A 26,958-nucleotide genomic window follows, 5' to 3' on the forward strand; every position below is an offset into this window, starting at 1 on the left:
GGGGCTCCGGGACGCCAGTAAGCGGAGGGCCTTGCCAAAACACGCTCCTTCGGCACGTCCCTGTGACGCTTGAGCTCCGCCATCCATGGCTCCGCACAGTTTTGGCAAGGCCCTCCGCTCACTGGCTCAGCTAGGAGTTGTCCTCACTCCGGTGCTGCTGCTCCCACAGATGGGCATATTGGCCACCTGCAGCCAACAGCTCATTATGACTTCCGCTTTCCACAATCCGGCCGCCATCCATCACCAAGATGGTATTAGCATCTCGAATAGTAGAGAGGCGATGGGCAATCACCAAGGTGGTTCTCTGCTGACTGACTTCTTTCAAGGCTCCAAGTATCGCCTGCTCGGATAACGAATCCAGCGACGACGTGGCTTCGTCCAGAATCAATAACGGCGGGTTCTTCAGAATCACCCGGGCAATCGCAACCCGCTGTTTTTCGCCGCCGGACAACTTCAGCCCCCGCTCGCCCACTTTAGTTTCGTAACCTTCCGGAAGGCTGTGGATAAAGTTTTCCAGGTGGGCCATGCGCGCGGCCCGGTGTACTTCTTCCTCGGTCGCTTCGGGGCGGCCGTAGGCCAGGTTTCGGTAAAGCGTGTCATTGAACAATACGGTGTCTTGGGGAACCACACCAATAGCGGAGCGTAAGGAGTCCTGGGTGACCTCACGGATGTCCTGACCATCAATCCGTATGGAACCGTTATCCACCTCATAGAACCGGAACAACAGCCGGGCAAGGGTAGATTTGCCGGCACCGCTGGCGCCCACCACCGCCACGGTGTGGCCGGCGGGAATGGTGAAGTTCACATCCTGCAGAATGGGGCGGTCTGGCCGGTAGGCGAAATGGATGTGCTCGAACCGTACCTCGCCGTTATCCACAGTCAGGGGCTTGGCATCCGGGGCATCCTGGATGGCTGGTTGATCCCCCAGCAGTTTGAACAGGCGCTCCACGTTCACCAGGGCTTGGCGAATTTCCCGGTAGACAAAGCCCAGGGCGTTCAGGGGAATGAACAACTGCAGAAGGTAGGCGTTGATCATGGTTAAGTCGCCCAGGGTTATCTCGCCACTGGCTACTTCGCCGACCGCCATCGCCATGATCACGATCAGTGCCACACCAATGATCAAGGCCTGGCCGGCGTTCAGGGTGGCCAGAGACAATCGGTTCTTCAGCCGGGCCTTTTCCCACTCGTCCAGGTCCTGGTCGTAGAGTTCGGCTTCGTAGCGTTCGTTGTTGAAGTATTTGACGGTTTCATAGTTCAGCAGGCTGTCGATGGCCCGGGAGTTGGACTGGTTGTCCCTTGCGTTGGCTTCCCGCACGAACTTGGTTCGCCACTCGGTGATTTTGATGGAGAACACCACATACACCACCACCGCCACCAGAATGGCCAGCACGTAACCCACGTTGAACACTACCAGCAAGATGGCCGCTACTAGCAGGATTTCCAGGATGGTGGGCACAATGTTGAACAGGGTAAAGCGCAGCAGGAAGCTGATGCCGTTGGTACCCCGTTCAATGTCACGGGCCAGGCCACCGGTTTTTCGGTCCAGGTGAAAACCCAGCTCACGCTGGTGCAGGTGCTCGAAGACGCGCAATGACACCCGCCGCATAGCCCGTTCCGCCACCCGGGCAAACACGGCATCCCGCAGTTCGCTGAACAGGGTGGCGCCAATGCGCAGGCTGCCATAGGCCACCACCAGCACAACCGGAATCCACAGCAACATGTCGGCGCCGCGGTGCTGGTCCAGGTAATCGACGATGTATTTCAGGGCGACCGGCGTGGCCACCGTGGCGAGTTTCGCCAGTACCAGTAAGGACAACGCAAGTACCACCCGGCCACGGAACTCGGCCAAGTAGGGCCAAAGGCCGGCAATCACTTTCCAATCAGGCTTATGATCAGCAGGGTAGTCGTTGTCAGCGTAGACTCTCAAACAGCAATCTCCATGGTTGGGGAGCGCGTGGGTCCGGTAGGGCTTTCCGGGACCGTCAAAAGCCAGGGATGGCTTTTGTCGAGCGTACAGGGACGTATTTACAGCGTGTCCCGGAAAGCCCTACCGGACCCAGGTGCTCAGACTCCAAAGTTAAAGGCTATGATACGTCTTCAATGGAGAACAAATCGTAAAACAAACGGCTTTATTAAATCTTGATCGATCAGGAGAGTGACCATCAGCCCCAACCATCGTAAAGCGTTAAAGCTCGTCATAGAGTTTATCAGCCCCTACCGCCGCGCCGTGGCCGGAGCACTGCTGGCACTGGTCATCACTGCCGGCATAACCCTGGGTCTGGGCCAGGGCCTGCGTATTCTGGTGGATCAGGGCCTCGCTACGCAATCACCGGAAAACCTGGCCAAAGCCATCGGTCTGTTTTTTGTGCTGGTACTCGGCCTCGCATTTGGTTCGTTTGCCCGGTTCTACCTGGTGTCCTGGATTGGCGAGCGGGTGGTGGCGGATATTCGCAAAAAGGTGTTCAACCACCTGATTGATCTTCATCCCGGTTTTTTTGAGCAGAACCGGGCCCTGGAAATCCAGTCCCGGTTTACCGCCGATACCACCGTACTGCAATCGGTGATCGGCTCCACCGTGTCCATTGCCCTGCGCAACACGCTGATGCTCATCGGCGGGCTTATTCTGCTGTTTGTCACCAACGCCAAGCTGGCGGCCATCATCCTGCTGGGCTTCCCCCTGGTGATTGCGCCGATCCTGTTCTTCGGCCGCCGGGTTCGGCAGCTGTCACGGCTGAGCCAGGACCGGGTGGCGGATGTAGGCAGTTACGTGGGGGAGAACCTTTCCCAGATCAAAACCGTGCAAGCGTTCAATCATCAGCCCCACGACCGGCGGTTTTTCTCGGAGGTGTCCGAGAAGGCGTTCGACATTGCCCGCGAGCGCATCCGGCAGCGGGCGTGGCTGACCACTCTGGCTATTTCCCTGGTGATGGGGGCGGTCGGCGTTGTGATCTGGATTGGCGGGCTGGATGTGATTCACGGCCGGATAAGCCCCGGTGAACTTGCTGCTTTTGTGTTCTACAGCCTGCTGGTTGGCGTTGCCGCGGGTGCGATCAGTGAGGTGATTGGTGAACTGCAACGGGCTGCCGGGTCTGCGGCCCGTCTGTTTGAGCTGCTGCAGACCGAGCCGGCGTTTGTCCGAGAAGGGGAGAACCGGTCTTTTGCCGGGCCGGTCACCGGCGAGATCGCCATCGAGCATCTGGGCTTCAGTTATCCCGGCCGACAGGCCCAGCCGGCGATTTCCGATCTGTCCCTGCATATCCGCCCCGGGGAGACCCTGGCCCTGGTTGGTCCTTCCGGGGCCGGCAAGTCCACGCTGTTCGATCTGTTGCTGCATTTCTATCAACCGGATTCCGGGCGGATTCTGATCGACGGGATAGACACCTCCGATCTGTCTTTGGACGCGCTAAGACGCTGCTTTGCCCTGGTGCCCCAGAATCCGGCGTTGTTCCATGGCACGGTGGCCGACAACATTCGCTATGCTCGCCCCGGCGCAGAGCAATCCGAAGTAGAGCAGGCGGCGCGGATTGCCCACGCCGATGAGTTTATCCAGGCGCTTCCGAAGGGCTACGACACACCGCTGGGCGATGCCGGGCTGGGGTTGTCCGGTGGGCAGAAGCAGCGCCTGGCCATCGCCCGGGCGCTGCTGGCGGATGCCCCGATTCTCTTGCTGGATGAAGCCACCAGTGCCCTGGATGCCCAAAGCGAGCACCTGATTCAGCAAGCCATGCCGGCGCTCACCGCCGGGCGTACCACTCTGGTGATTGCCCACAGGCTGGCAACCGTCAGAGACGCCGATCGCATCGCGGTACTGGAACAGGGTCGGCTGCTGGCGGTCGGCAGCCACGATGAACTGATGCGCGATAACGAACTTTACCGGCGCCTGGCCAGCCTGCAGTTCCGGGACGAAGCCGCAGATACGGACAATGGTCGGTTTGTGTGTTGAGTGCGTACTCCCTACACTGTTAAGAGAATTTCTCAATCCTGAACCAGGGAGAACAGCAAAGTGAGCAATAAAGAATTGCAGGCACTCAAAGAGCGATACGTCGCTGCGGGCGCGGCAAGCCCCAATGATCAATTTGCAGATCACGCCCTGAACGCAGAAGTCTGGGACGCCGACGGCAAGCGCATGATCGACTTCGCCGGCGGTATCGGCGTTCTGAACATCGGCCATCGGCACCCGAAAGTGGTCGAGGCGGTTAAAGCCCAGCTCGACAAGCTGATGCACACCTGCCAGACGGTAATGCCCTATGAGGGTTACGTAAAACTGGCCCAAAAACTGAGCGAAGCGGTGCCGGTCAAAGGCCACGGCAAAGTGATGCTGGCCAACTCCGGGGCCGAGGCGCTGGAAAACGCGGTCAAGATTGCCCGTGCAGCCACCGGCAAGAACAACGTGATCTGCTTTGATGGCGGCTACCATGGCCGTACCTTCTTCACCATGGCCATGAACGGCAAGGCTGCCCCTTACCAGACCTCATTCGGCCCCATGCCCGGCCTGGTGTACCGCGCGCCTTACCCGGTGCCTTACCACGGCATTACTGAGGAAGACGCCCTGCGTGGCCTGGCAATGACCATGAAAGCCGATTCCCCGGCCCACGAAACCGCCGCCATCGTACTGGAGCCGGTTCTGGGTGAGGGTGGTTTTTATCCCGCCCCGGACAGTTTCCTGAAAGCCCTGCGCAAAATCTGCGATGACAATGACATTCTTCTGATTGTCGACGAAGTGCAAAGCGGCTTTGGCCGTACCGGCAAACTGTTCGCCATTGAACACAGCGGCGTTGAGCCGGACATCATGACCATGGCCAAATCCATGGCCGATGGTATGCCGATCTCTGCCATCGTCGGTACCGACAAGGTAATGGACTCCTCGGGCCCGAATTCCCTCGGTGGCACCTACACCGGCAGCCCTACTGCCTGTGCCGCAGCTCTGGCGGTGTTTGATGTGATCAAAGAGGAAGATATCCTCGGCAAAAGCCAGCGCCTGGGTGACAAACTTAGGGCCCGGTTCGACCAGTGGCAGGAGCAGTTCACTCACGTGGATAATGCCCGCAACATGGGGCCGATGGCCGCGTTTGAGCTGGTGGAAAGCAAGGAATCCCGCAAGCCCATGCCGGAGCTGGTAGCGGCGATAACCAAGAAAGCCAAAGAGAAAGGCCTGATACTGCTCAGCTGCGGTATGTACGGCAACACCCTTCGGTTCCTGATGCCGGTGACCATCGAAGATGAGGTACTGGAAGAGGGCCTGAACATTGTTGAGGAATGCCTGAAGGAGGTGGGTGCCTGATATTGGCGCTTTCTTTCAGTTCCAGAGAGCCGGGCTTTTGCCCGGCTTTTTTATGCCACTCTGAAGATCACTCTTATTGATACCTGCACAATGACCGGGACCGGTGTGAGGTAGTGCTCTCCAAAACTGTGCGGAGCCATGGATGGCGGAGCCCAAGCGCCACATGGATGTGCCGCAAGGAGCGTGTTTTGGAGAGCCATCCCTCACAACGGGCCTTGCACAGTTTCAGAAGGGCTTCCCCCGCCCACGCTCTTCACATCATTCAATGTGACCAAAAAATATACCCTCCTAAGCTCTACGCCCCTTTTATCTGCTCTGAGGATGTGTTGGCTAATCATTGATCATTGCATGTTGTGAACATCAGCCCGTTTGAACAAAAAACCGACAACCGAGGCTGATCCCAAATGCACCACAACAATGACAACACAGGAGCATGCAATGATCTCACTCTCCCGATTGGCAACCGGTGCCACGCTCGGACTGGCACTGACATTGCCAACCCAACAAGCCCAGGCCGGTGCCTTTGTGCATCTGTTTGAATGGAAATGGAGCGACGTCGCCCAGGAATGCGAAAACTTCCTGGGCCCCAAAGGGTTCAGTGCGGTTCAGGTATCGCCGCCCCAGGAGCATATCCAGGGCAGTGCCTGGTGGACCCGCTATCAGCCGGTAAGTTATCAGCTGAACAGCCGCAGTGGCGACGCCAGCGCATTTGCTGACATGGTCCAGCGTTGTAACGCCGCCGGCGTGGATGTGTACGCCGATGCGGTCATCAACCATATGGCCAATGGCAGTGGTACCGGCACGGCGGGTTCAGCGTACAGCTCAACCTCCCTCAGTTATCCTATCTACAGTAGCAATGATTTTCATACACCCTGCGGTATCAATCCGGAAGATTACGGCACCGATGCCTGGCGGGTTCGGAATTGTCAGTTGGTGGGGCTGCCCGATCTCAATACCTCAGACAATTACGTTCAGAACACCATTGCCGGGTATCTGAACCAGCTGACAGCGCTTGGGGTTAAAGGTATCCGAATCGACGCCGCCAAGCATATGTCGCCCTCGGATATCAGTGGCATCTTGAACCGGGTGAACAATCCACTGTATGTATTCCAGGAAGTGATAGACCTGGGCGGCGAGGCGGTGAGTGCCGGCGAGTACACCGGGCTTTCCGATGTTACCGAGTTCCGCTACAGCGCGGCTATTGGCGACGTGTTCAAGAACCAGCGCCTGGCCAATCTCAACGGGTTTGGTGAAAGCTGGGGTTTCCTGGCCGGTGGTGATGCGGTTGTGTTTACCGACAACCACGACAACCAGCGGGGCCATGGCGCCGGTGGCAGCAATATCGTTACCTACAAGGATGGCGGCCTGTATAACCTCGCCAATGTGTTCATGCTGGCCTGGCCCTATGGGTATCCGAAGGTGATGTCGAGTTACAGCTTCTCGGATGGCGACCAGGGACCACCCGCCCAGGCGGTTTACCAGAACGGTAGCGCACAATGTGGCAGCGCCTGGATTTGTGAGCACCGTTGGGATTCGATTGCCAACATGGTGGCTTTCCGCAATGTGACGGATGGTTCCGGCGTCAGCCATTGGTGGGATAACGGCAATAATCAGATCGCCTTCAGCCGTGGCAACAAGGGCTTTGTGGCCATCAACCGGGAAGGGGGTACTCTGGCTCGAACCTTCACGACCGGCCTGCCCGACGGTCAGTATCGTAACGTAGCTGGTGACGGTAGCTGCGTCACCGTGCAGGGTGGGCAGGTGAGCCTGTCGGTGGCGCCGATGGAAGCGGCGGCCCTCCATGTTAGCGCTGACTGTGATGGCGGTGACGGCTCTGATGAAGGAAACAACGGCAACGGTTCAGACGCGGAACAGGCCAGTGTCACCTTCCAGTGCAGCAACGGTACCACGGACTGGGGACAAAGTGTCTACGTTACCGGCAATCATGCCACCCTGGGTAACTGGTCACCTGCGAATGCACTGAAACTGGATCCAGGTAATTATCCAACCTGGTCCGGGAGCTTCGACATGCCTGCGAACACGCAGGTAGAGTGGAAGTGCATCAAACGCAGCGAGTCAGACCCGGATGCTCAATTGGTGTGGCAAAGCGGTGCCAATAACCAGGTGCAAACCGGCGCGGCTGGCTCATCCATCAGCTCGTCCGGTAGCTTCTGAGTCCGGTTACGTTCGGCCTTCAATTCGTCGTATACTGCCGGAAGCTCTTTCCGGCAGTGCCTCTTCAGGCGCCTGCCGTCGATTCATCGATAGGCGGTAACCATGACGTCCCAGACCAACTCTTCCATTCCCGACCACAAGCCCAGACCCTGGATTGACCTTCTGGTCAGTATCATCATTCCCTCTGTGATTCTGATGAAGTTCAGTGGTGACGAACACCTCGGCAGTGTCAACGCGCTGGTCATTGGCCTGGCGTTTCCCCTTGGCTGGGGGCTGTTTGAACTGATTCGTTACCGCAAGAAAAACTTCATCGCCCTGCTGGGCCTGATCAGCGTTGGCCTGACCGGCGGCATCGGGCTACTGGAGCTGGACGCCGGCTGGCTGGCCATCAAGGAGGCGGCGGTACCTGCAGTGATTGGTCTTGCGGTATTGATATCCACCCGCACCAAGTACCCACTGGTACGAACGCTGCTGTACAACCCGAACATTCTGGATGTGGATAAGATCCACGCCTCGCTGGAAGAGAAGGGCTGTGTTGACCAGTTCGAGGCGCGGCTGCTCAATGCCAGCTATTTCTTTGCCGGTACCTTCCTGTTCTCTTCAATCATGAACTATGTACTGGCCAAGTGGATTGTGGTGAGCCCCTCGGGCACTCAGGCATTCAATGAAGAGTTGGGGCGGATGACCCTGGTGAGCTATCCGATGATCGCCATTCCTTCAATGATCATGATGATGCTGATCTTCTACTACCTGTGGCGCACCATTCGCCGGCTTACCGGGTACACGCTGGAAGAGGTGATGGCTCAGCACCTGGTGGAGAAGGAGAAAGAGAAGGAACAGAAACGCGCGGAATCCTCGAAGTAATCTATCGGAATAAAAATTCCCGGCTGATAACAAAAAACGGTGGCACCTGTCGGGGCCACCGTTTTTTTTATGCCAGTCTGTCGGTGTGATTACACGTCCAGATTGGTCACTTCCAGAGCATTGGTCTGGATAAAGATCCGGCGCGGCTCCACGTCATCACCCATCAGGGTGGTGAAGATCTGGTCGGCAGCGATGGCGTCTTCAATGGTGACCTTCATCATGCGGCGGCTTTCCGGGTCCATGGTGGTTTCCCACAGCTGTTCCGGGTTCATCTCACCCAATCCCTTATAGCGCTGGATGTTCAGACCACGCTGGGCCTCTTTCATCAACCAGTCCAGAGCACCCTCAAATGACAACACCACCTGCTTGCGCTCGCCACGCTGTACGTAGGCACCTTCATCAATCAACCCCTCCAGCGTCTCACCCAGGCGGGCAATCGCCTTGTAGGAGGATGATTCGAAGAAGTCATGGCTGAAGATGTGCTCATGGGGAATACCGTGCACATAGATGGTAACCATCGGCAGATACAGGCCACGCTCTTCGTCCCGGGTCACCGAGAATACGTATTTGGTGCCGGTGCGGGTATCCAGTTCAAGGCCATCACCCAGGTGGGCAACCCACTTGGCAACCGCCGCCTCGTCTTTCAGCTGCTCCGGCTTGAGGGTGGTGTTGTACACCATCTGCTGCAATACCTTCGCGGGGTAGGCCCGGGACAGGCGTTCGATCATCGCCATCACCGCCTGGTAGTCCTTGACCATGGTTTCCAGGGCGGAATCCTTGATGGCGGGCGCCTCCGGGTTCACGTACAGCTGAGCGCCGTCCAGGGCAGTCTGGGTGAGGTAGGCTTCTTTCGCCTTCTCATCTTTCAGATACTGTTCCTGCTTGCCGCGCTTGACCTTATACAGGGGCGGCATGGCAATGAACACGTGACCGCGCTCGATGATTTCCCGCATCTGGCGGAACAGGAACGTAAGCAGCAGGGTACGGATGTGCGAACCATCCACGTCCGCATCGGTCATGATGATGATCGAATGGTAGCGTAGCTTGTCCGGATTGAACTCTTCCCGGCCGATGCCGCAACCCAGTGCGGTAATCAGCGTACCCACTTCCGCAGACGACAGCATCTTGTCGAAACGGGCTTTCTCCACGTTCAGGATCTTACCTTTCAGGGGCAGGATGGCCTGGGTTTTACGATCACGACCCTGCTTGGCACTGCCACCCGCAGAATCACCCTCCACTATGAACAGTTCAGACAGGGCGGGGTCTTTTTCCTGGCAGTCAGCCAGCTTGCCGGGGAGGCCTGCGATGTCCAGGGCGCCTTTGCGGCGGGTCATGTCCCGAGCCTTTCGGGCGGCTTCCCGAGCCCGGGCTGCTTCAACCATCTTGTTGACGATCAGCTTGGCCTCGTTGGGCTGCTCCTGCAGGTACTCGGCAAAGCTCTGGTACAGCTCCTGCTCAACGGCGGTTTTCACCTCAGAGGAGACCAGTTTGTCCTTGGTCTGAGAGGAAAACTTCGGGTCGGGTACTTTCACACTGATGATGGCGGTGAGGCCTTCACGGGCATCGTCACCCGTGGTGGCTACCTTGGCCTTTTTCCCCAGACCTTCATGATCGATATAGTTATTCAGGGAACGGGTCAGGGCGGCACGGAAGCCCGCCAGGTGCGTACCACCATCCCGCTGAGGGATATTGTTGGTAAAGCAGTAAAGGTTCTCCTGGAACGCGTCATTCCACTGCATCGCCACTTCAACCGAGATGCCGTCTTCTCGATCACGGGTGAAATGGAACACCCGGTTAATTGGCGTCTTGTTGGTGTTCAGGTGTTCTACGAAGGCCCGCAAACCACCCTCATACTCGAACACTTCTTCCTTGCCGCTGCGTTCATCGGTCAGGCGAATACGCACGCCGCTGTTCAGGAACGCCAGTTCCCGCAGGCGTTTGGCCAGGATATCGTAGTGAAACTCAATGTGCGTGAAGGTTTCCGGTGAGGGAATAAAGTGCACCTTGGTGCCGGACGCTTCTGTTTCACCCACTTCTGCCAACGGTGCATTGGGCACGCCATGGGTGTAGGTCTGCTCATAGACCTTGCCCTCACGCCGGATGGTCAGAGTCAGGGTAGAGGACAGGGCGTTAACCACCGAAACACCCACACCGTGCAGACCGCCGGAGACCTTGTAGGAGTTGTCATCAAACTTACCGCCAGCGTGCAGCACCGTCATGATGACTTCGGCGGCAGAGACACCCTCTTCTTCGTGGAGATCCACCGGAATACCGCGGCCGTTATCTTTTACGCTGACGGATTCGTCAGGGTGAATGATGACCCCGATCTCGGAACAGTAGCCAGCCAGGGCCTCATCGATGGAGTTATCCACCAACTCAAAGACCATGTGGTGCAGGCCGGTGCCGTCATCGGTATCACCGATGTACATGCCCGGGCGCTTACGCACCGCATCCAGTCCTTTCAGGACCTTGATACTGGAGGAATTGTAGTTCGATTCACTCATTAATGAGACTCCTGAAGTTGATACCGGCCAGGTTCAGCGGAAAACGGTACACGCCGCCTATGCCAGTCTATTCTTCCGTCAATTTTCCATGTTCCACGTGGAACATTCTGTATTCCGGTGCATCACGGTCGCCCCAGAGCACGTCAGGTTCCGGATGCTCGATAGAGGTGATAAACACCTGACAACGCAAATCCTGGAGCTTATGCGCCAGCATGATCCGATGGCGCACATCCAATTCGGCATTGATGTCGTCCAGCAGGAAAGTCACCTGCTTACCAAGATCACTCAACACCTTTCCCTGGGCAATCTTCATCAGAATAACCAGTGTCTTCTGCTGCCCCCGGGAAAAGGTTTCCGCAACCGGCCGACCACCTAACTTGAGACGGATATCTGCACGATTAGGGCCATACAACGTGTGCCCCATCCGGCGTTCCTGCTCCCGGTGGCTCGCCAATATGTCCACAAGCGAGCGGGACCGATCCCAGCCCGGATAGAACTCAAGTTTGAGACCTTCCGTCCAGCTGGCATCCAGCTCCTGCAGCACCGCATCGAACGCCCCTTTGAACTGCCTGAAAACCTGCTCTCTGACATCGCTCAGGGTTTCCGCCAGGGCACCGAACTGACTGTCCCAGACCCGGAGCAACGATTCGTCCAGTCTACCATTTCTGAGCGTTTGATTCCGCTGTGATGTCACTCTCTGGCACTGTTGCCACATTACCGAAAAGGAAGGTTCCACGTGGAACACTAACCAGTCGAGAAACTGTCGACGTTTTCCGGGGCCACCGGCCACAATGTCGAATACCCCCGGATCAATCACCGACACAGGCAGATGCATGGCCAGGGATGACAAACTGCGTACAGCTTCGCCATCCACCCTTAGCGCTGTTTCCTTGGCAGATACATCCCGGGATATTCCCAGACGATGGGCGATGCCGGTGGTGCCTTCCGCCGTACCACTTTGGTCCTCATTATTGCTGAGCCCACTGTCCAGAGCGCCAAATACCGTTAACTTGCTGTGACCATGGCTGACCACCGCCTGATGCCGACTCACCCGAAAGGACCGCCCCAATCCCAGATAAGCAATCGCTTCCAGGGCACTGGACTTACCGCTGCCATTAGCGCCATACAACAAATTAAAGGAAGGTGAAAAACCGACAGGGTCCGGCGCCAGGTTTCGGAAATTCTGGGTCTGGAGTTTCACAAGCGCCATAAAGGAGGAATTCTCATCACCGGAGTCGGAGCACAAAAAAAGGCAATGCCGGAACGCGACATTGCCTTAGTGTACAAGATGCGTGGCGGCGACGCTCGTCAATGGAGCATGGTCAACCGCTCATCCATAAACACATCCATCTCCGGTGCGAGAATATGCACATACCGATCAAAATAGAGGAACTGTTTCAGCAACAGCGCAAATTCCCGCGGAAAGTGCAGGCCATGACTTTCGCCCACCTTCACCATATCCATAAGAATGTTGTTGACGTCATCTTCCGCCTGACCCATTTCATAGGGAACGTCGTCCGGAACCATTCGATCCATCTGACGATACAGGCGTTGCAGATCGGCAGAGAGCTCATCCACCCTTACCGTGCGACGGGTGACACCAATCCGGATCATGGCATCAGCCATACCGTCGAAGTTACCGACCATAATCGCGGAGATGAAATCGCTCACCGCCTGCCAGGTGTCCGGCCTGATGCGCCCGACAATACCAAAATCGATAAACCCGACGCGCCCGTCCTTCAGCACCATCAGGTTGCCAGCATGCACATCCGCGTGGAAAAACTCACACTGGGTCAGGCTGGCGAACCAGGTGTTCATGGCGGTAATCAGGGTACGTTCGGGATCCTTCGAAAAACCGCGAATGCTTTCGAGATCCGTCAGCGGAACGCCATAGAAACGTTCCATGGTCAGGATCCTGCGAGTACTACATTGCTCATATACCCGGGGCACGGTCGCGTCGTCGTTATGGGTATTCAGCAAGAATTCCCGGAACACCTTCAGATTATTGGCTTCCTTGATGAAGTCACATTCTTCCATCATGGTCTGCTGAATTTCTTCAACAATGCCAGACAGGGATGTCCACGACAGCTTCGGCGCCAGAGTTTCCAGAATCCGCGCCGACAGGTACAGAAAGTTCAGGTCCGTCAGCAGAATATTTTCCACGCCAGGCTTCTGAACCTTGATAACCACGTCTTCGCCAGTCACCAGTTTCGCCGCATGAACCTGCGCAATAGAGGCCGACGCCAGAGCCACCGGATCGATTTCCGAGTACACCTGATCAATCGGCCGCCCGAGTTCCTCACGAATAATGCGCTTGATCACGCCAAATGGAAGACTGGGGGTTTTATCAAGACAATACTGAAACTCTTCCACGTACTCTTTTGGAAAGAACGTGGGGGAGCTCGCTATAAACTGACCAAGCTTGATATAGGTGGCCCCAAGATTCTCAAACGTCTGGCGCAGCAGTTTCGGGGTAGGGGGGCGATCGCCCCGAACCCAGTTCAGACCGGTACGGCCAAGCACCGACAGTGTTTGACCAACCCTGAAAGCACCTTTGATTCCGTTCGTTACGGCACCCATTAAATTCCTCCGGAAAGGTTACAGCCGCATCGGCATGACCACATACAGGCAGCTGTTATCGTTCTCTGCTTCGATCAATGCGCTGCTGTTGGGATTGGACAGGGTAATCTTCACCTGCGCCTCATCCAGCGCATTCATCACGTCAATCAGATAACCTACATTAAAACCGATCTGAAGGGATTCGCCCTGATAGTCCACCGGCAGCGCATCTTCGGCCTGTTCCTGGTCCGGGTTGTTGGCGAACACCTGCAGCTCTCCCGGCGCCAGGTTCAGGCGCACACCGCGGATATTCTCATGAGACAGAATACCGGCCCGCTGCAAGGTGTTCTTCAGCGTTGCCCTGTCAGCGAGCACCACCTTATCGCCACCCCTGGGGATAACCCGGTTGTAATCCGGGAACTTGCCTTCAATCAGCTTGGAAGTGAAGGTATACGCACCCACCGTCGCACGCAGATGATTGTCGCCAATCACCAGGGTCACCGGCGATTCCACATCGTCCAGCAGGCGGGCGAGCTCCAACACGCCTTTTCTCGGCACAATCACCTGCCGGGGTTCCGGGCACCCGGTCTGCAGATCGGAATGTGCCATCGCCAGGCGGTGACCATCGGTTGCTACTACCCGTACATGGCCGCTGTCGACTTCCAGTAGCAGACCATTGAGGTAGTAACGAACATCCTGCTGTGCCATGGCAAACGCCGTCGCGTCCAGCATACGGCCGAGTTCTTTCTGCGGCAGCTCCAGGCGGAAGCTTTCCGGCTCGTCTTCCACATTGGGGAAGTGCTCGGCCGGCAGGGTCGACAAGGTAAAATGGGAGTTGCCTGCACGCACGTGCAGACGGTCGCCTTCCAGCGCCAGATCAATCGGGGCTTCGTCACCCAGTGCCCGACAGATATCAGACAGCTTCCTGGCCGGTACCGTGATCCTGCCCGGTTGGTCCACGTGGACCGGCGTAACCCGCCCGACCAGCTCAACTTCCATATTGGTACCGGTGAGTGTCAATGTGTTGTCTTCAGCTTCCAGCAACACGTTGGACAAAACCGGCATGGTCTGTTTCTTTTCCACAACGCCAGCAATGCTTTGCAGAGGAGTAAGAAGGGATTCACGGCTTATGGTCAGTTTCATGGCACTCGGCTTCAGTTGTCGGAAGTGAATGTTGTTGGTTGATCGCCACCCGGTCAGGTGGTCAGCAATCGCATAAAGTTCTGGTAGTCCTCGCGGATTCCAGGGTCCGTTTCCTGGAGTTCCACAATCTTCTTACAAGCATGCAACACCGTGGTGTGGTCACGGCCACCAAAGGCGTCGCCGATTTCTGGCAGGCTGTGATTGGTCAACTCCTTGGCCAGGGACATGGCCACCTGGCGGGGCCGGGTCACCGTCCGGGTGCGGCGTTTGGACAATAGATCGGCCACCTTGATCTTGTAGTACTCCGCCACCGTGCGCTGGATGTTATCGATACTGACCTGCTTTTCATGCAGCGCCAGCAGATCCTTCAGGCTTTCCCGAATAAATGGAGGGGTAATCTCAGACCCAGTGAAGTGAGCATTCGCTATCACCAAACGAAGCGCGCCTTCTAACTCTCGAACGTTTGATCGAATCTTCTGAGCAATAAAGAATGCCGCCTCGCTGCTCAATTTCACATTGGCCTGCTCAGCTTTTTTCATCAGAATCGCCACCCGGGTTTCCAGCTCCGGCGGCTCCACCATTACCGTCAGACCCCAGCCAAACCTGGATTTCAATCGCTCTTCCATATCGACGATTTCTTTCGGAAACCGATCACAGGTCACGATGACCTGCTGGCCACCTTCAAGCAGCGCATTAAAGGTATGGAAAAATTCTTCCTGTGAGCGCTCTTTACGGGCAAAGAACTGAATATCATCAATCAGCAACGCATCCACAGATCGATAGTAACGTTTGAACTCGTTGATGGCGTTCAGCTGCAGAGCCTTGACCATATCCGCAACGAACCGTTCAGATCGAAGGTAAGCGACTTTCGCCTTGGGATTACGGCGGACGATTTCATTACCGATGGCATGCATCAGGTGGGTTTTACCAAGACCGACACCGCCGTACAGGAATAGCGGGTTATAGGCTCCGCCGGGGTTCTCAGCCACCTGCATTGAGGCCGCGCGGGCCAGCTGGTTGGACTTACCCTCAACAAAGGTCTCGAAGGTGAAAGTCTCATTCAGAAAGCTCTGGTGCTTGATGTCACCTTCCACTTGAACCGGCCGGCGCTCGCCATTGATTTTCTGCGCACTGCGGCTAACACCGGCAGAGGTAGAACCCGCGACAGTTGCCGCGACACTCTTCTCTTCCTCGGTTACCCGCTGCCCGATTTCGTCGGCCAGACTAGCCGGCTTTGGCTCAGCCACCGAGCGCACCACCGGTTCACTTTCCCGGGGCGCCGACCCTACTTTCATCTGAACCCGCGGCGCCTGGCCACCGTTGAGGTCCTTCAGAACTTCCTCTATACGGCGCAGATACTTTTCATTAACCCAGTCCATCACAAAGCGGTTCGGCGCAAACAGCATCAGCTGGCCCTCTCGGAGATCCGACTGGAGGGGTCTCAACCAGGTATTGAACTGTTGCGCGGGAAACTCATCCCGGAGTACTTCAAGACATTGATGCCACATACTGTTAGGCACGACCGCCTGCTCCCGAAACCTGACTGTTCTCACATCGGAAAAGGCTTTTCCCGACGCTCAAGGTGACCCCGGATTCTACCCCGCCGTGGCCCACAGTAAAAGGCCAACAATCACTGTCATAAACAGCCTGTGGAAACATTTCTCCTCATCTTTCAGAAAGTTCCAGACCTATCTACAGGCTTGTGTACAGAAATGCCCTGAAAAAAAGTTACCCACAGGTCCTTGTGCACAGACCGCCCCCAACCCTGTGTGAAAGCCTTGGACCAAACCATGAATAACTCGGGCCTTCCTCGAAACACCGGGTTATTCACAATTCCACACCCTCTCGTCCACAGGGCTCACGGCCACCTGTCACCGTACTTGTCATTAATTCAAGTATTTGTTGTTGAAGGAAAAAACAGACTTTCCCACAGATATCAAGGTGCCTAATAACAGTAATAAATAATCTTTGAAAGAATTTAAAAAAGACCTATAGATTTTATTAGTCAGGCCTTCGGCTTTTACCCATACCGAAAAATTCACTTCCCCGATGCACAGTCATTGAACTTGCTAGCAGATTTGACTAGAATGCCGCTCCTGTTTTGGCTGTCTATTTTCCAGCCAACGACCAATGTCCATTGACGAATTTGTGAGAACATCACCATGAAAAGAACATTCCAACCGAGCGTCCTGAAGCGCAAGCGTGTTCACGGCTTCCGTGCCCGTATGGCGACTGCTAACGGCCGTAAGGTAATCTCTCGTCGCCGTGCCAAGGGCCGCGCACGCCTGTCAGCGTAACCTGATGTTTGCCTCATGAAGGCCTTGACGTTTCCGAAGTCACACAGACTGTTGCGGCCTTCGGACTACAGCAAGGTCTTCGATGATGTGCAGCTGAAAGTTCCGCACAGGAATTTTCTGATCCTGGCAGCTCCAAATAATCTGGGCCACGCCAGGGTCGGACTCATTTTCTCCAAAAAGAATCTCAAACTGGCGGTCCAGAGAAATCGGATAAAACGCCAGGTTCGAGAAACTTTCAGGCATCAGACGGATCTACCGGACCTCGACATTATTGTTCTTGGTCGGCAAGGACTCGCTCAACTGGATAACGCCTCAGTCATATCGTCGCTTAACGATCTTTGGCGCCGTCTCAGAAAGAAGTACCATCAGTCCTCAGTTGATCAAACGACTGTGAATTCAAAAGGTACGGGTTAATGCGACAGATTCTGTTACTGCCTATCCGGTTCTATCAGTACGCTATCAGTCCCATGATGGCCAGCCATTGCCGGCATTTCCCAACCTGCTCCCAGTACGCGGTTGAAGCTATTCAACACCACGGAGCAGCCAAAGGCTCGTATCTGGCAACCCGCCGATTATTAAGGTGTCATCCCTGGGCCGAAGGCGGTTATGATCCCGTACCGGGCACAGAGACCCAATATTCTCCGACCAACACTCAAACCAGAAACTAACGTTTATGGATATTCAACGCATCGTTTTGTTTGCCGGCCTGGCTATTGTCAGTTATCTGATGGTGCTTGCCTGGAATGAGGACTACAACCAGCCCCGTACTGAACAGGTCACCCAGGTAGAAACCTCGGGGTCGAACGGATCTGTTGATGACATGGTTCTGCCGGAAAGTGCTTCCCGGACAGACGATGAGTTTGTCACGCCGGAAACCGGCGAACTCCGGTCCACCTCCTCTGACGGCGAACAAAGTGTCGGCGACCAGTTCATCACGGTAGTGACCGACGTACTGGAACTGACCATCGACCGTGTTGGTGGCAATGTCATTGCCAGTTCCCTGCTTCAGTACGATGAATCGCTCGACAGCGAACAACCCCTGACTCTTCTGACCAACACCCAGAACCGTACCTATATTCTGGAAAGTGGCTTGATCGGGCGCAACGGCCCCGATGGTCGCAGTGCCGGTCAGGCACCGGTTTACCAGGCAGAAGCATCCCGTTTCGAGCTGACCGATGGCCAGGATGAACTGATCATTGACCTAAAACTGACCACAGACGATGGCGTTGATATCACCAAACGCTACCGTCTTGCCCGGGACAGCTATGAGATTGATATCCGTTACCTGATCAACAACCAGTCCGATACCGACTGGCAAGGTAACTTCACCGGCAAAATCGTAAGGGACGAGGCTCCTGACCCAACCTCCCAGACCACTATGGGTATCAAGGCCTACCTTGGCCTGGTCATCAGCACGCCTGACGATCCCTATGAAAAATACGATTTCAGCGACCTGGGCAAACAACGGGTAAACGAACCGGTCACTAATGGCTGGCTGGCGTTCCTGCAGCACTACTTCATTACCGCCTGGGTTCCGGACCGTGATAAAACAGCCCAGTTCCAGACCACCCGCCGGGATCAGTTGCATGTGATGGGTTTTGTCTATCCAGCAACCGCGGTTGCCCCCGGGCAGACTGTTGAGGTAGGTGCTACTGCTTACGTGGGCCCCAAAATCATTGATCGTCTGGAAGCCCTGGCTCCTAACCTGGACCGTACCGTTGACTTTGGCTGGCTGTTCTTCATCTCCCTGCCGCTGTTCTACATCCTGGAATGGTTCTATGGCCTGGTGGGTAACTGGGGTGTGGCCATTATTCTGCTGACCGTTCTGGTAAAAGCCGTCTTCTTCCACCTGTCAGCAACCAGCTATCGCTCCATGGCAAAAATGCGGGCCGTCGCGCCACAACTCACGCGCCTGAAAGAACTCTATGGTGACGATCGCCAGCGGATGTCCCAGGAGATGATGGCCCTGTACAAGCGGGAAAAGATCAATCCGCTGGGTGGCTGTTTGCCGATACTGGTACAGATGCCGGTGTTCATTTCGCTCTATTGGGTACTGTTCGAGAGTGTGCAGCTGCGCCATGCGCCGTTCATGTTGTGGATAAACGATCTGTCCCAGATGGATCCGTACTTTATCCTGCCAATTCTGATGGGCATCAGTATGTTCATCCAGATGAGCCTGAACCCGACACCACCAGACCCCATGCAGGCGAAGATCATGAAGCTGATGCCACCAGTCTTTACGGTGTTCTTCCTGTGGTTCCCGGCTGGTCTGGTACTGTACTGGCTGGTGAACAACATTCTTTCGATCTCCCAGCAGTGGTACATTACCCGCAAGATCGAAGTGGAAATGGCAGGCAAGAAACACTGAGTGATCAGTTGCACTGACCTGACAAAGGCTCCCCTGTGGAGCCTTTGTCATTTCTAATCAGGATAAACACACCATGCAGGCAACCACAGACACCATCGCAGCCATTGCCACCGCACCAGGCCAGGCGGGTGTGGGTATTGTTCGGGTTTCAGGGCCAAAAGCCGTTGAGATTGCCCGGAACATGCTCGGTTTTGAGCCCCGGCCCCGCTACGCCCATTATGGACCTTTTCACGATAGCCGGGGCGAACTGATCGACGAGGGCATCGGGCTGTATTTTCCGAACCCTCATTCGTTCACCGGTGAAGACGTGTTTGAGTTGCAGGGGCACGGCGGTACCGTGATCCTCGATATGCTGTTGCGGGAAGTCTGTAGTCAGGGCGCCCGTCTGGCACGGCCTGGTGAGTTTTCTGAGCGGGCGTTTCTGAATGACAAACTCGACCTGGCCCAGGCTGAAGCCATTGCCGACCTGATTGAAAGCAGCTCAGAGCAGGCAGCCCGTTGCGCCGTGCGCTCCATGCAAGGTGTGTTTTCCAGACGGATTGATGAACTGGTCGATGCGGTTACCCACTTGCGTATCTACGTGGAAGCGGCCATCGACTTTCCGGAGGAAGAAATCGATTTTCTCGCCGACGGCAAAGTGGCGGTTGATCTGCAAGGCCTGTTGCAACAGGTGGAACAGATCCTGTCGGAAGCCCAGCAGGGCACCATTCTGCGGGATGGCATGAAGGTGGTGATCGCCGGTCGTCCCAATGCCGGAAAATCCAGCCTGCTCAATGCCCTGGCCGGCCGCGAAGCGGCCATTGTCACCGCCATTGAAGGCACCACCCGGGATGTCCTGCGGGAACATATCCACATTGATGGCATGCCGTTGCACATCATCGACACCGCCGGCCTCCGGGACAGCCCGGACGAGGTGGAACAGATCGGTATTGCCCGGGCCTGGGATGAAATACGCCAGGCGGATCGCATTCTGTTGATGGTGGATGCCACCACCACCGATAAAACCGAACCCCATGAAATCTGGCCAGATTTTATTGACCAGCTCCCGGCCAGTGCCCCGGTCACGGTTATCCGTAACAAAGTGGATTTGTCGGGTGAGCCGGTGGGCATCAGTGCCGAACCCCACCAGACCGCGCCGGTTATTCGCCTGGCGGCCAAAGGGTCGGAAGGCCTGGACACCCTCCGTACGCACCTCAAGGAATGCATTGGCTTTGCCAGTACCACCGAAGGCGGCTTTCTGGCCCGCCGACGCCACCTGGATGCCCTGGAACGCGCTCGGGATTCCCTTCTTCAGGGACAGACCCAACTGGAAGGCTATGGCGCCGGGGAACTCCTGGCTGAGGATCTTCGGGCGGCCCAGGACGCCTTGGGTGAAATCACCGGCCATCTCACGCCCGATGACCTGCTGGGCAAGATCTTCAGCAGCTTTTGCATCGGCAAGTAGCCCCGGTCAAGGGTTCCATTTTCCGGGACACATCGTCCCGGTTAAATCGTTGTAATTATCAAATGAGAAATAATATCATTCGCTCCTGATTTTCAGTCTTGATCTTCAAGGAGTGACTCATGGTATTCAGGCCCTCAATTCTGGCCGCGTCTGTTGCGGCTGTTAGCAGCACCTTTTCTCTACACAGTGTTGCCCAACCGACGCAACTGGATGAGCTGGTTGTTTCGGCATCGGGCTTTGAGCAGAAGGTGACCGATGCTCCGGCCAGCATCAGTGTGATCAGCCAGCAGAACCTGCAACAAAGCCAGTTCTCCAATCTGGCGGAAGCCCTGGAAACCGTGGAAGGCGTGGATGTACGCCAGAGCACCGGCAAGACCGGTGGGCTGAACATCAGTATTCGAGGCCTACCGAGTGAATATACCCTGATACTGATTGACGGCCGCCGCCAGAATCCTCCGGGCAACGTCACTCCAAATGGCTTTGGTGATACCTCCACCAGCTTCATTCCGCCTTTGTCGGCGATTGAACGTATCGAAGTAATCCGCGGGCCCATGTCAACGCTATACGGTTCCGATGCCATTGGTGGCGTGGTGAATATCATTACCAAGAAGGTGTCCGATGAGTGGATTGGCTCGGTCACGCTCGAGCACACCTTCCAGCAACACCGGGAGTACGGCGATAACGGTAAAGCCAGTTTCTACACCAGTGGACCGCTGATCGACAATATGCTCGGGCTTGCAGTACGCGGCAGCGTGTTTGATCGATCGGCGGCGGATCTGAGTTTCGACGACGGTAGCGAGGCGCCCAAGCGGGGTGTTGCACCGGTGGATGGTCGTAACCATAACCTTGGTGCAAGGTTGACGCTGGTGCCGGTTCAGGGCCATGAGTTCTATCTGGATGCCGAACAGGGGCGCCAGGTGTATAACAATGACAGTTGCCAACTGGGTACCCTGGATGGGCAGAATCGGGCCTGCAACGCTGACACCAACACCGCCAATGGCTATCGGGACGAGCTACGGTTCAACCGTGACCAGGTTGCCCTGGGCCATGCCAGCCAGCTGGGCTTTGGCACCTGGAGCAGTGATCTGACGTACAACGTGACCGAAACCAAAGGCCGGACCATTCCGGGTACCATCGGCACGCCTTACGATGCGCCCTATCAGAATCTGATTGGTGGCCAGGATCGCAAGCTGGAATCGGAAGATACCGTGTTTGATACCCGGTTGGTTGCGCCCGTCACCGCCAACCACATCGTGACGCTGGGGGCACAGTACCGTGATACCCGACTGGAAGACAGCGTTGCCAACACCACCTTCAAACAGGAATCCTGGGCGGTGTTTGCCGAGGATGAATGGTATCTGAGAGACGATCTGGCCCTGACGCTGGGAGGGCGTTACGAAGATCATGACGCTTTCTCCGGCCATTTTACGCCCCGGGCTTATCTGGTGTGGAACACGTCACCCAGCTGGACCCTCAAGGGTGGTGTCAGTCAGGGTTATAAAACCCCTGACATCAATGATTTGCACAATGGCATCAACGGTGTCACCAGCCAGGGTGAGGTGCTGACCATAGGCACACCGGACCTGGAACCGGAAAAAAGCACCAACTACGAGGTAGGCGCCTACTTTGACAACCTGCAAGGTTTCAAAGCCAACGCCACGGTATTCTTCACCCAGTTCAAGGACAAGATCGACAGCGGAGCGCCGGTGACCATCAGTGGTGACCCTAGGATTCCGGACGGCACCTACGACCAGCTGGATAACATCGGCAAGGCTGAGACCCGGGGTATCGAGCTGGCGTCCAGCTGGCGCTTTGCTCCGGACTGGAGTATTCGCGGCAACTATACCTATACCGACACTGAGCAGAAGAGTGGTGACAACAAAGGGGCACCTTTGACCAACACGCCGGAGCATGTGGTGCATGCGCGCCTGAACTGGCAGGCGTCTCCGCAGCTGGATCTATGGTTGTCCGGCGAATACCGAGGTGAGCGTACCCGCTACCTGAAGAACCGGGAGAATTTCACCGCAGAAGAAGCAGCGGTGTTTGACCAGGTGGGTGACCTGAGCGCCTATGCGCTCTTCCACCTGGGCGGCGCTTATCAGGCCAGCGAGCGGGTAAAACTCACCGCCACCGTTTACAACCTGTTCGACAAGGAGTTCCTGTCTGGCAGTGAGTACTCGTATGTGGATAACAATGGCAACCAGGTGGATGCCTGGGCTTCGGATTATGTGTATATCTTCCGTGGCATGGCCAGCGGCGGAACGGTAGAAGAAGGTCGCCGTTTGTGGCTCTCCGCAACCGTCGATTTCTGAGTTATCCACAGTTATCCACAACCCCAGGCCGCCGGCATTCGCCCGGCGGCCTGACGAATTCCCTTACGAAAACAAACAGTTTAGTTGTAAAACAACGTCAAAGCGTCGGGTAAACTCCGCCTACGTCTATTGGTGCCGCCAGTTTGGCGGTTTCATGCCATTCGAGTTAAAGGAGATAACCTGTGCGTAACCTGCTGTGCGTTACTGCGGTCGTTTTTGCCCTGTTTACGGCACCATTGCCGGCCGTGGCGTCTGAGCGTATCTATATCTATACCGAGAACTTCCCTCCCTACAACATGAGTGCCACGGGGCGTGCCTTCGAGCATAACGAAGATGGCATTGATGGTCTGTGCACAGAAATGGTCAAGGCCATTCTCGAGCACTCCGGGCTGGATTACGTGATCAAGCTGCGCAACTGGGATTTTGGCTATAACCGTGCGCTGAACAAGAAGAATCATGGCATCTACTGCACCACCTACACGGAAAACCGGGCTTCCCAGTTCAAATGGGTAGGGCCACTGACCACCAACCTGTGGACCATTTTTGCACCCCCCGGTACGGACTTGCAGATTGACAGCCTGGAAGATACCCGAGGCATGCTGTACGCCGGATACCGTGGTGATGTGATGACCGAGTACCTGCTGGAGCGCGATTTCCGGGTATCGGCCATGGACAGCGATGACCTCAACCCCAAACGTCTGGAACTGGGCCAGGTTGACCTGTGGATAGCGGACCGGCTGGCAGGACCTTACTTCGCCTCCCAACAGGACGTTGAAGGCCTGGAACCGGTGTTTTCGTTCAATAACACCGAACTGTACCTGGCGATGAACCTCGAGACTTCAGAGGAAGTGATTCGCAAGCTACGCCAGGGACTGGAGACCATTCGCAACAACGGGATGTACGAGGCCATAGAGACCAAGTGGGGCCTCTGACACCCTCGGCGAATCTATCGAGACAGGGGGGAGCCACACGCTCCCCTTTTTGCGGATATAGCCTCAACCGGTTCTTCGCAAATCCGGAGTCGCCAGTGGCTTGAGGGCCCGGGTGTTGGTGCGATTACCCAGAAATTCCGGTCTGGGCTTGTTGCCACAGAAGGGCTGTTGCAATTGGTTTTCCACACTGTTGTATACGAAGAACAGATTACTGCGCGGCCAAGGCGACATATTGGCGTTGGATGCGTGCAAGGTGTTGCACTCAAAAATGATCAACGAGCCGGCGGGACCCGTGGGTGCCTGGATACCGTATTGGTCCGCCATTTCCTGCAGATCCTGGTGATTGGGCACGCCCAGTTCCTGCCTCTTCAGCGACGACTGGTAGTTGTCTTCCGGGGTTCGGCCGACACAGGGCACAAAGGTTTTGTGGGAACCCGGGATCAGCATCAGCGGGCCGTTGAACGGTGTATTGTCGGTCAGGGCGATGGAGAAGCTGACCGCCCGCATGCGAGGCATGCCATCTTCGGCGTGCCAGGTTTCGAAGTCGGAATGCCAGTCGAACCCCTTGCCGTGAAAACCGGGTTTGAAGTTGATCCGGGACTGGTGGATATACGCCTCGCTACCCAGTAATTGATGCACCATATCGAGAATGCGAGGGTCCCGTGTCAGCCGGTCAAAACGGTCTGACAGTTCGTGAATACCAAAGACCGATCGAATTTCCTGTTTTCCCGGTTCGGTAATGGTGCCCTCGGAACGGAGAATGCTGTCGTCGTTTTCATAGGCGCGCAGATCGTCACGGAAACGTTTGACCGTGTCTGCATCGAGAAAGTTGTTGAACACCAGGAACCCGTCCCGTTCATAACGCGCCAGTTCGGTCTCACTCAGCGGACCTTCAGTACGGGCGTTTCCGGAGCTGTGGATAACCGGGTCTCTCCGGTCAAAAGCCGGAACAGGGCGTTCCAGGCGGGTGGGATAAAAGTCGTCAGCACGAGTCTCCATATTCGAACCTCCTTCTTTTATACACAGTACCGATATGGTCAGGCCTTGCCCGGCTGTGGGAAAGCCTGAAAATACTATATTCCTCAGAAAGTTATTGGATTGATGCAAAGACTTGCACCAGAGAGGGTAAGGGCAGGAACCGGGATTTCAAGGCCCCGGTTCCGGAATAAAAAAGTCCCGGCAGGCCCGGGACGGTAAGTTACCGGGTAATCACCCGGTAAAGGCCATATTGTCCGGCTCCACCTGCATCAGGTTGCGAGTCGGGCTGAGCATGCTGGTGGCGTGGGCCTGGGCCCGTGGTAGCAGGCGCTCGTAGTAGAACTCGGCGGTTGCCAGTTTGGTCTGGTAAAAGGCGTCGGATTCGTCGCCGCCGTTCTCCAGCTTGTCGGCGGCCACCGCGGACTGGCGCAACCACATATAGGCCATGGTGACGTAACCGCTGTACATCAGGAAGTCGTGGGCGGCAGCACTGACCACATCGCGGTCTTTGCGGGCCGCCAGCATCACCCGGACGGTCAGCAGGTTCCACTGGGCAGTCAGTTTTAGCAGCTCGATGGCCATCGGGCGCAGCTGTTTGTTGGTCAGGTGCTTGCGGGCAAAGTTGGCAATCTTGAGGGTGAATTCCCGCACCGCGCCGCCCTGGGTCATCAGCAACACTTTACGGCCCAGCAGGTCCAGTGCCTGGATGCCGGTGGTGCCCTCGTAAAGCGTGGCAATCCGGGTATCGCGTACGATCTGTTCCATGCCATGCTCACGGATGTAACCGTGGCCACCGAACACCTGCACACCCAGGTTAGCCGCTTCGTTGCCCAATTCAGTCAGGAAGCCTTTCAGGATCGGGGTCAGGAAACCCAGTTTGTCGTCGTATTTCTCGGCCTTCTTGTCGTCACCCACGGTGTGCGCCTCAACCATGTGGTCGGCCAGCTTCGCAGCGTAATACAGCATGGAGCGCCCACCTTCCGCGATGGCTTTCTGGGTCAGCAGCATGCGCCTTACATCCGCGTGGTGAATCAGGCTGTCGGCCACTTGGTCTGGCTCTTTCTTGCCAGACAGCGCGCGCATGGAACGGCGCTCTTTGGCGTAGTCCAGCGCCCACTGGTACGACAGTTCAGCCGGGCCAACGCCCTGAATGGCAGTACCGATACGGGCGGTGTTCATAAAGGTAAACATGCACTCCAGGCCCTGGTTCTCAGGTCCGATCAGGTAACCGGTGGCGCCGTCGAAGTTCATCACGCAGGTGGCCGAGGCCTTGATGCCCATTTTCTTTTCCAGGCTGCCGCAGTTCACGCCATTGCGTTCGCCCACGCTGCCATCCGCCGCCGGCAGGAACTTGGGCACGATAAACAGGCTGATACCGCGGGTGCCCTTGGGCGCATCCGGCAGACGCGCCAGCACGATGTGGACAATGTTCTCGGTCAGATCATGCTCGCCGGAGGAAATGAAGATCTTGGTACCGGTCAGCTTGTAGCTGCCATCGGCCTGTGGTTCGGCCTTGGTCTTCACCTGACCCAGGTCAGTACCGCACTGTGGCTCGGTGAGGCACATGGTGCCGCCCCAGCGGCCCTCCGTCAGCGGTACCAGGTAGGTTTGCTTCTGGTCTTCCGAGCCATGCAGGAAGATGGTGTTCATGGCACCGAGTGACAGCCCCGGATACATGGAGAATGACCAGTTGGCGGTGCCCATCATTTCCTGTTTGAACAGGCCCATGGACGCCGGCAGGCCCTGGCCGCCGTATTCTTCCGGGGCCGACAAGCCCTGCCAGCCGCCCATCACGTATTGGTCATAGGCTTCTTTGTAGCCTTTGGGCGTGGTGACCTCGCCGTTTTCCAGGCGGCAGCCTTCCTCATCACCGCTCTGGTAGATTGGGCTCAGAACTTCCTCACAGAAGCGCCCGCACTCGGTCAGAATGGCGTCTACAATATCCGGTGTTGCGTTCTCTCCAGAGGCCAGGGTCTGGTAGTGGCCCGGGTAGTCGAACACGTCGTTGAGCAGAAATTTCATGTCACGCAATGGCGCTTTGTACACTGGCATAACCCATCCTCACAGTCTGTTATCGCAATCCGGTCGGGCCCGAGGCCCG

At 56.4% G+C, this 26,958-nt stretch carries 19 protein-coding genes; 11 read left to right on the plus strand and 8 right to left on the minus strand.

Annotation, left to right across the window (positions count from 1 at the left end; all coding sequences use genetic code 11):
- Positions 1 to 130: 130 nt before the first annotated feature.
- A complete protein-coding gene (locus C7H10_RS08895; RefSeq protein WP_106694588.1) occupies positions 131 to 1,927 on the minus strand; it encodes an ABCB family ABC transporter ATP-binding protein/permease in 1,797 nt (598 codons plus the stop codon).
- Positions 1,928 to 2,155: 228 nt separating this feature from the next.
- On the opposite strand from C7H10_RS08895, the gene C7H10_RS08900 reads away from it, so the two are divergent.
- The 4 genes from C7H10_RS08900 to C7H10_RS08915 all read left to right on the plus strand — a co-directional run bounded on the left by C7H10_RS08900 (position 2,156) and on the right by C7H10_RS08915 (position 8,320).
- A complete protein-coding gene (locus C7H10_RS08900) occupies positions 2,156 to 3,943 on the plus strand; it encodes an ABC transporter transmembrane domain-containing protein (RefSeq protein WP_106694589.1) in 1,788 nt (595 codons plus the stop codon).
- 60 nt (positions 3,944 to 4,003) lie between these two features.
- Positions 4,004 to 5,281, plus strand: coding sequence for an aspartate aminotransferase family protein (locus C7H10_RS08905; RefSeq protein WP_106694590.1), 1,278 nt, complete (start codon positions 4,004 to 4,006; stop codon positions 5,279 to 5,281).
- 438 nt (positions 5,282 to 5,719) lie between these two features.
- On the plus strand, positions 5,720 to 7,456 hold the full coding sequence (locus tag C7H10_RS08910) for a carbohydrate-binding module family 20 domain-containing protein (protein ID WP_106694591.1): 1,737 nt from the start codon (positions 5,720 to 5,722) through the stop codon (positions 7,454 to 7,456).
- Positions 7,457 to 7,558: 102 nt separating this feature from the next.
- The gene (locus C7H10_RS08915) at positions 7,559 to 8,320 is read left to right on the plus strand and encodes a VC0807 family protein (protein WP_061331419.1); all 762 of its coding nucleotides are present in this window, start codon (positions 7,559 to 7,561) and stop codon (positions 8,318 to 8,320) included.
- Positions 8,321 to 8,409: 89 nt separating this feature from the next.
- Here the strand turns inward: C7H10_RS08915 and gyrB are convergent, their stop codons facing one another.
- From gyrB to dnaA, 5 genes are all read right to left on the minus strand, one after another.
- Positions 8,410 to 10,824: a DNA topoisomerase (ATP-hydrolyzing) subunit B gene (gene gyrB / locus C7H10_RS08920; RefSeq protein ID WP_061331420.1), complete on the minus strand. Its 2,415-nt coding sequence runs from the start codon at positions 10,822 to 10,824 to the stop codon at positions 8,410 to 8,412.
- Between the two features lie 67 nt (positions 10,825 to 10,891).
- Positions 10,892 to 12,034 carry a DNA replication/repair protein RecF gene (gene recF, locus C7H10_RS08925; RefSeq protein WP_106694592.1) on the minus strand — a complete coding sequence of 381 codons (1,143 nt, stop codon included), beginning with the start codon at positions 12,032 to 12,034 and terminating at the stop codon, positions 10,892 to 10,894.
- A 98-nt stretch (positions 12,035 to 12,132) separates the two neighbouring features.
- A complete protein-coding gene (locus C7H10_RS08930; RefSeq protein ID WP_061333174.1) occupies positions 12,133 to 13,404 on the minus strand; it encodes an ABC1 kinase family protein in 1,272 nt (423 codons plus the stop codon).
- An 18-nt stretch (positions 13,405 to 13,422) separates the two neighbouring features.
- Complete coding sequence (dnaN, locus tag C7H10_RS08935; RefSeq protein ID WP_058090925.1) at positions 13,423 to 14,526, minus strand: DNA polymerase III subunit beta; 1,104 nt, start codon at positions 14,524 to 14,526, stop codon at positions 13,423 to 13,425.
- Positions 14,527 to 14,579: 53 nt separating this feature from the next.
- Complete coding sequence (dnaA, locus tag C7H10_RS08940) at positions 14,580 to 16,034, minus strand: chromosomal replication initiator protein DnaA (protein WP_374814451.1); 1,455 nt, start codon at positions 16,032 to 16,034, stop codon at positions 14,580 to 14,582.
- 654 nt (positions 16,035 to 16,688) lie between these two features.
- Between dnaA and rpmH the strand changes: the two genes are divergently transcribed.
- From rpmH to C7H10_RS08975, 7 genes are all read left to right on the plus strand, one after another.
- Entirely contained in the window at positions 16,689 to 16,823 is a 135-nt protein-coding gene (rpmH, locus tag C7H10_RS08945) for a 50S ribosomal protein L34 (RefSeq protein ID WP_008172542.1), read from the plus strand.
- Positions 16,824 to 16,838: 15 nt separating this feature from the next.
- Positions 16,839 to 17,237, plus strand: a complete 399-nt coding sequence (rnpA, locus tag C7H10_RS08950) for a ribonuclease P protein component (RefSeq protein ID WP_072675874.1) — start codon at positions 16,839 to 16,841, stop codon at positions 17,235 to 17,237.
- Positions 17,237 to 17,491 carry a membrane protein insertion efficiency factor YidD gene (gene yidD, locus C7H10_RS08955; protein WP_082780614.1) on the plus strand — a complete coding sequence of 85 codons (255 nt, stop codon included), beginning with the start codon at positions 17,237 to 17,239 and terminating at the stop codon, positions 17,489 to 17,491. Before rnpA ends, yidD begins: the two co-directional genes overlap by 1 nt.
- 5 nt (positions 17,492 to 17,496) lie before the next feature.
- Entirely contained in the window at positions 17,497 to 19,191 is a 1,695-nt protein-coding gene (gene yidC, locus C7H10_RS08960) for a membrane protein insertase YidC (RefSeq protein WP_106694593.1), read from the plus strand.
- A gap of 73 nt (positions 19,192 to 19,264) precedes the next feature.
- Entirely contained in the window at positions 19,265 to 20,635 is a 1,371-nt protein-coding gene (gene mnmE, locus C7H10_RS08965) for a tRNA uridine-5-carboxymethylaminomethyl(34) synthesis GTPase MnmE (RefSeq protein ID WP_061333178.1), read from the plus strand.
- A gap of 119 nt (positions 20,636 to 20,754) precedes the next feature.
- Positions 20,755 to 22,947 carry a TonB-dependent receptor domain-containing protein gene (locus C7H10_RS08970; protein ID WP_106694594.1) on the plus strand — a complete coding sequence of 731 codons (2,193 nt, stop codon included), beginning with the start codon at positions 20,755 to 20,757 and terminating at the stop codon, positions 22,945 to 22,947.
- Between the two features lie 182 nt (positions 22,948 to 23,129).
- On the plus strand, positions 23,130 to 23,879 hold the full coding sequence (locus C7H10_RS08975; RefSeq protein WP_228263898.1) for a substrate-binding periplasmic protein: 750 nt from the start codon (positions 23,130 to 23,132) through the stop codon (positions 23,877 to 23,879).
- Positions 23,880 to 23,942: 63 nt separating this feature from the next.
- Here C7H10_RS08975 and thpD read toward each other — a convergent pair whose 3' ends face one another.
- Together thpD and C7H10_RS08985 are read right to left on the minus strand one after the other, a co-directional pair.
- Complete coding sequence (gene thpD, locus C7H10_RS08980) at positions 23,943 to 24,878, minus strand: ectoine hydroxylase (RefSeq protein ID WP_106694595.1); 936 nt, start codon at positions 24,876 to 24,878, stop codon at positions 23,943 to 23,945.
- Positions 24,879 to 25,088: 210 nt separating this feature from the next.
- Positions 25,089 to 26,909 carry an acyl-CoA dehydrogenase C-terminal domain-containing protein gene (locus C7H10_RS08985; RefSeq protein WP_106694596.1) on the minus strand — a complete coding sequence of 607 codons (1,821 nt, stop codon included), beginning with the start codon at positions 26,907 to 26,909 and terminating at the stop codon, positions 25,089 to 25,091.
- Positions 26,910 to 26,958 lie beyond the last annotated feature (49 nt).

Source organism: Marinobacter shengliensis (genome assembly GCF_003007715.1).
Taxonomy (GTDB): domain Bacteria; phylum Pseudomonadota; class Gammaproteobacteria; order Pseudomonadales; family Oleiphilaceae; genus Marinobacter; species Marinobacter shengliensis.

What these genes read in the sequence shown, in the direction of transcription:
- C7H10_RS08910 (WP_106694591.1), top strand. Translation starts at nt 5,720, where the DNA reads ATGATCTCACTCTCCCGATTGGCAACCGGTGCCACGCTCGGACTGGCA.
- C7H10_RS08915 (WP_061331419.1), top strand. Translation starts at nt 7,559, where the DNA reads ATGACGTCCCAGACCAACTCTTCCATTCCCGACCACAAGCCCAGACCC.
- gyrB (WP_061331420.1), bottom strand. Translation starts at nt 10,824, where the DNA reads ATGAGTGAATCGAACTACAATTCCTCCAGTATCAAGGTCCTGAAAGGA.
- recF (WP_106694592.1), bottom strand. Translation starts at nt 12,034, where the DNA reads ATGGCGCTTGTGAAACTCCAGACCCAGAATTTCCGAAACCTGGCGCCG.
- C7H10_RS08930 (WP_061333174.1), bottom strand. Translation starts at nt 13,404, where the DNA reads ATGGGTGCCGTAACGAACGGAATCAAAGGTGCTTTCAGGGTTGGTCAA.
- dnaN (WP_058090925.1), bottom strand. Translation starts at nt 14,526, where the DNA reads ATGAAACTGACCATAAGCCGTGAATCCCTTCTTACTCCTCTGCAAAGC.
- dnaA (WP_374814451.1), bottom strand. Translation starts at nt 16,034, where the DNA reads ATGTGGCATCAATGTCTTGAAGTACTCCGGGATGAGTTTCCCGCGCAA.
- rpmH (WP_008172542.1), top strand. Translation starts at nt 16,689, where the DNA reads ATGAAAAGAACATTCCAACCGAGCGTCCTGAAGCGCAAGCGTGTTCAC.
- rnpA (WP_072675874.1), top strand. Translation starts at nt 16,839, where the DNA reads ATGAAGGCCTTGACGTTTCCGAAGTCACACAGACTGTTGCGGCCTTCG.
- yidD (WP_082780614.1), top strand. Translation starts at nt 17,237, where the DNA reads ATGCGACAGATTCTGTTACTGCCTATCCGGTTCTATCAGTACGCTATC.
- yidC (WP_106694593.1), top strand. Translation starts at nt 17,497, where the DNA reads ATGGATATTCAACGCATCGTTTTGTTTGCCGGCCTGGCTATTGTCAGT.
- mnmE (WP_061333178.1), top strand. Translation starts at nt 19,265, where the DNA reads ATGCAGGCAACCACAGACACCATCGCAGCCATTGCCACCGCACCAGGC.
- C7H10_RS08970 (WP_106694594.1), top strand. Translation starts at nt 20,755, where the DNA reads ATGGTATTCAGGCCCTCAATTCTGGCCGCGTCTGTTGCGGCTGTTAGC.
- thpD (WP_106694595.1), bottom strand. Translation starts at nt 24,878, where the DNA reads ATGGAGACTCGTGCTGACGACTTTTATCCCACCCGCCTGGAACGCCCT.
- C7H10_RS08985 (WP_106694596.1), bottom strand. Translation starts at nt 26,909, where the DNA reads ATGCCAGTGTACAAAGCGCCATTGCGTGACATGAAATTTCTGCTCAAC.